The sequence below is a fragment of the Mycobacterium sp. TH-M15 genome (assembly GCF_057473705.1).
Window position 1 is genome coordinate 1 of the sequence record NZ_JBYCLB010000223.1, and the last position, 4,064, is coordinate 4,064.

The 4,064-nt window shown below is 69.8% G+C and carries 3 protein-coding genes and 1 pseudogene; all 4 read right to left on the bottom strand.

The annotated features are described in order from the left end of the window. A pseudogene (locus AC2VNT_RS05290) lies at nucleotides 1-283 on the bottom strand (mammalian cell entry protein); the annotation flags it as partial. Beyond that, nucleotides 283-1,011: a mammalian cell entry protein gene (locus tag AC2VNT_RS05295; protein WP_486945855.1), complete on the bottom strand. Its 729-nt coding sequence runs from the start codon at nucleotides 1,009-1,011 to the stop codon at nucleotides 283-285. The pseudogene AC2VNT_RS05290 and the gene AC2VNT_RS05295, both read right to left, overlap by 1 nt. Beyond that, nucleotides 1,011-2,819 (bottom strand): MCE family protein, encoded by a 1,809-nt coding sequence (locus AC2VNT_RS05300; protein WP_486945856.1) that lies wholly within the window; start codon nucleotides 2,817-2,819, stop codon nucleotides 1,011-1,013. Before AC2VNT_RS05300 ends, AC2VNT_RS05295 begins: the two co-directional genes overlap by 1 nt. Nucleotides 2,820-2,824: 5 nt before the next feature. Continuing rightward, nucleotides 2,825-3,982, bottom strand: coding sequence for an MCE family protein (locus AC2VNT_RS05305; RefSeq protein WP_486945857.1), 1,158 nt, complete (start codon nucleotides 3,980-3,982; stop codon nucleotides 2,825-2,827). Between the last annotated feature and the right edge of the window lie 82 nt (nucleotides 3,983-4,064).

The following is a 4,064-nucleotide window of genomic DNA, read 5'->3' on the forward strand; positions in this document are numbered from 1 at the left end:
GGATGATCTCGTTGGTGACGTGCTCCTCGAACTGCCGCCGGTAGTTCGGGGTGAAATACGGGTAGGTCTCGGTCAGGCTGCGCTCCACCGTCTGGTACTCGTAGCCGAGCACCTGGGGGATCTCCTTGGCCGCCAACACCGGCAGCTCCTGCCGTGCGGCCTGCTCGCCGTTCCATGCCACCCGGTCCCAGTACAGCCAGCCGCCCACCGCGCCCAGCCCGACGAAGACCACCGAGAGCACCACCGCGGCCCAGCGCAGCAGCCGCTCGGCCCGCGAAGACATCAGTTGCCTCCGTCGGGGTACTTCAGGTCGTATGCGGTCATCCGGCCTTCGTCGTCCTGGTGCACGATCACCCGCATCCGGTACGGCAGCGACGGCTTGGTGACGCCGTCCAGCCCGGTCGTGGTCACCCGCGTCGCCACCAGCACCGAGGCGTCTCCGGTGTCCTCGTCGATGCCCTCCAGCGCCGCCGCATTGATCACGACTTCGGAGGTGGCGATACGGGTGGCGCGGAACAACTCCTTGAGATTCTCGGCGTTGCCCGCAATTATGTCGCGCAGCGGGCCGCTGGTCCCGGCCACGAACCGGTCCACACTCTCCTCGACCGTCTGGTCGGTGTAGCTGAACATGTTGACCACGGTCTGGGCCGCGGTGTCGACGAACCGCTGATCGTGGGCGGCGACCGCCTCGTCGTGTCGGTGCTGCACCCCCAGGATCGCGACCAGGGCACCCACCACGACGGTCGCCGCCAATACCGCAGCGGCCGCGACGATCGCCACCCGCTCGCCATTCGGCGCCCGCCGGGGCGGCCGGCCAACCGGACTGACCCGGGCCGCGGCACGACCCGCATCCGGTGACGGCGCCTCGGCGGAGACGGTCACCGCGTCTCCGACCGGACCGGCCGCCCGCGATGCCCGACGGCGACGTTTCGCGGTCACCACCTCGGCGGTCTCGTCGGATTCCCCGGCTGCTGCGGTCACTGCCTCGTCGGCCTCGATCTCGTCTGCCATCACGCTTCCCTCGGGGTGAGCATCAGGTCCACCCAGTTCTCCGCCGGCAACAGCTTGTCACTGCCGGGAACGTACACGCCGCTGCCGCCGTCCGGATCGACGAACGTCCCTGTGCGCTGGTCGTAGGTGCTCAGCGCCACTCCGTTCGCCTGCGCCCCGGCTGCAGCGGGCGGCACCTCGGCCGGCAGCGGCGCCTCCGCCGGCGGCGGTCCCGGCAGCAGCGGAGCGGGGGGCGGCGGTCCGGGCAGCAGCGGCGGAACGGGCGGCGGCCCGGGTAGCGGCACCGCCGGAGCCGGGTCCCGCCCGTAGGCCGGCAGACCACCGTTGCCGCCGGGCAGGGTGGGCATGTTCTGGTCCGGTGGCGCGTAGAACGGCCAGGGCGGCGGCCGCACCGGTCCCGGCTTGTTCGGCGGAACCACATCCGGGAACGGCGGGTTGGGCGCCGGGCCGGGGCCGGCCGGAACGCCGGGTGGCAGCTGGGCCACCGGCGGACCTGGATCGTAGTCGGTCTCCGGCGGGATGAACGGGAACTTGTTCAGCGGCCGGCGCATCCGCGGATCCTGCACCGGGGCGCTGCCGTACGGGATCGGTGGCCCACGCCACGGATTGCTGCCGATCGGCACGAAGCCCCTCGGGTCGCGGCAGAGCTGAATGGTCGGGGCGCGTTTGCCCGGGTACTCCATGCACGGATAGTTGCGCGCGCCCCGAATGGCGGACGGATCGTCTTGGGCCGCCTTGCAGTACAGGTCGCTCGGCAGCTCGCGGACGCTCTCGTCGGCCGGTGAGCGCATCTGGTAGAACGGGACGAATCCGACCGTGCACGGCGGCGGGTCGTGCATGTCGACTTTGAAGTCGAGCTTGACGCCCTCGTCCATCGGCACCCCGCCGGCGACGGTGAGCAGGGCCGCAATCAGCGCCGGGAAGACCACCAGCGCGTGTTCGATGGATTTGCGGTAGATCACCCCGACCCGGCCGAAGTTGGCCAGACTGGCCGCCAGCACCGGGAACGACGGCCGGATCCCGGTGAACGTGGTGTTGGCCTGCTCGACCACGCCGGGGACGGTCTGCAGCGTCGTCCGCAGCTGCGGGTCGGCCTGCCGCACCTCGCCGGTGAACTGGGCCAGCGCCCGGAACAGGGCCTTGCCGTCGTCGCCGCTGCGCACCTGGGCGTCCAGGAACGGCCCCAGCTGGTCCAGCAGCGCGGTGGTCTGCCCGGCGCTGGCATTGGCTTCGTCGATCAGCAGCCGAGACGACTCGATCAACCGCGCCAGCTCCGGCCCGGAGCCGTTGAACGCGGCGAACGCGCCGCGCAGCATCTGCTGCAGCCGGCTGTTGGCGATGCTGTCGACCATCACCTCGGCCTGCTCCAGCAGCCCGGCGATGTCCTGCCCGATGAAGGTGCGGTCCTGACCGATCCGGTCGCCGTTGCGCAGCTTCCCGTTGGCCGCTCCACCCTCCGATTCCTGGGGCGGCACCAGGTCGACGTACTGCTCGCCGATCGCCGACATGCTCTTGACGGTGGCGGTGACGTTCTCCGGGATCGCCGGGCGGCCGTTGAGGCGCAGCTCGACGTCGACCCCGTCGTTGTTGAGGCGGACCCGTTCTACCCGGCCGACCGTGACGCCCCGGTAGGTGACGTTGGCGGCCTTGTAGATGCCGCCGCCACTGGTGAAATCCGCGATCACCGTGTAGGTTCCAATGCCCAGCCGGCTGGGCGCGTGCAGATAGAACACCGAGATCGCGCCGACGGCGAGCACCGTGACGATGGCGAAGGCCATCAGTTGGATACGGATCAGGCGGGTCAGCATCGCGGTCAGTCCTCGTAGTGGGCGGCAGTTCCGGGCGGGATCTTGAACGGATCCGCCGCCTGCCCCGACAGGTTGGCCAGCTCGCCGAGCAGAAAGTCGGGCGGGTTGAGCACCTCGGCCATGTGCGGGATGTTCGGGTCGAATCCGCCGGTGGTGAACACCGTCTCCCCGAGCCGGCGCAGCGTCATGTCGAAGGTGACGTACACGTTGAGGAAGTCCCCGCGAACCGCGTTCCGCAGGTATTTCGAGACGAACGGAAAGGTCGGGATGAACTGGAAGGCGGTCACCAGGTCGTTGGCGTTGTCGCCGAAGGCTTTCACCACCGGGTACAGGTCCTTGAGGTCGGCGATCAGATCCTCCTTGGACTCGGCCAGAATCCGGGAGGCGACCGTCGCCGCGCTCTGCACCGCCCCGAACGCGTCGACGATGTTGGCCCGGTTGTCGTTGAGCACCTTCAGCGCCGCGGGCAGCGTCTCCAGCGTCCGGGTGAGCTTGGGGGAGCTCTGCGCCAAGGTCCCGGCCAGCCGGTTCAGACCCTCGGCGGTGGCGATGATGTCACCGATCTGCCGGTCGAACGAACCGGTCAGCTCCGCCAGGCGCGGGATCAGGCCGGCGAACGTGCCGGTGCGGTTCGCGACCGCGGCGTAGAGCTCGTCGGTGATGTCTTGCAGCGCCCCGAGATTGCCCTTGTTCACCACCATGCCCAGTGACGACAGCACTTCCTCGGTGGTGGGGTAGCGACCGGTGCGGCTGAGCGGGATCACGTCGCCGGAGCCGAGCGTGCCCACCGCGGGCTGGTCCACCGGCGGACCCAGGTCGATGTGTTGTGAGCCCAGCAGCGACGTCTGCGCCACCTTGGCGATGGCGTTGGCCGGTAGATGGACGTTGCCGTCCAGCGACAGCTTCACCGCGGCGTGGAAACTGCCGTCCGGGTCCTGCACCGCGTCGATCCCGGAGACGCTGCCGACGGTGACGTCGTCGACCATCACCGGCGAATTCTGCGGCAGGGTGGCCACATCGGGCAGTTCCACGGTGATGCTGTAGGAGCCCTTGCCGTGACCGGCGGTGCCGGGCATGTTCAGCGAGTTCAACCCGCCGAACTGACAGCCGGCCAGCACCAGCATCCCGGTGCCGATTGCGACGCCGCGCCGGCCGAGGCGCATCACCCTGGTACGCAACGTATTCGACGTCATCGACCGCCCCCGTACGCTTCCGGTGGCGGCGTCCCGCCACCCGGCTCGGCCG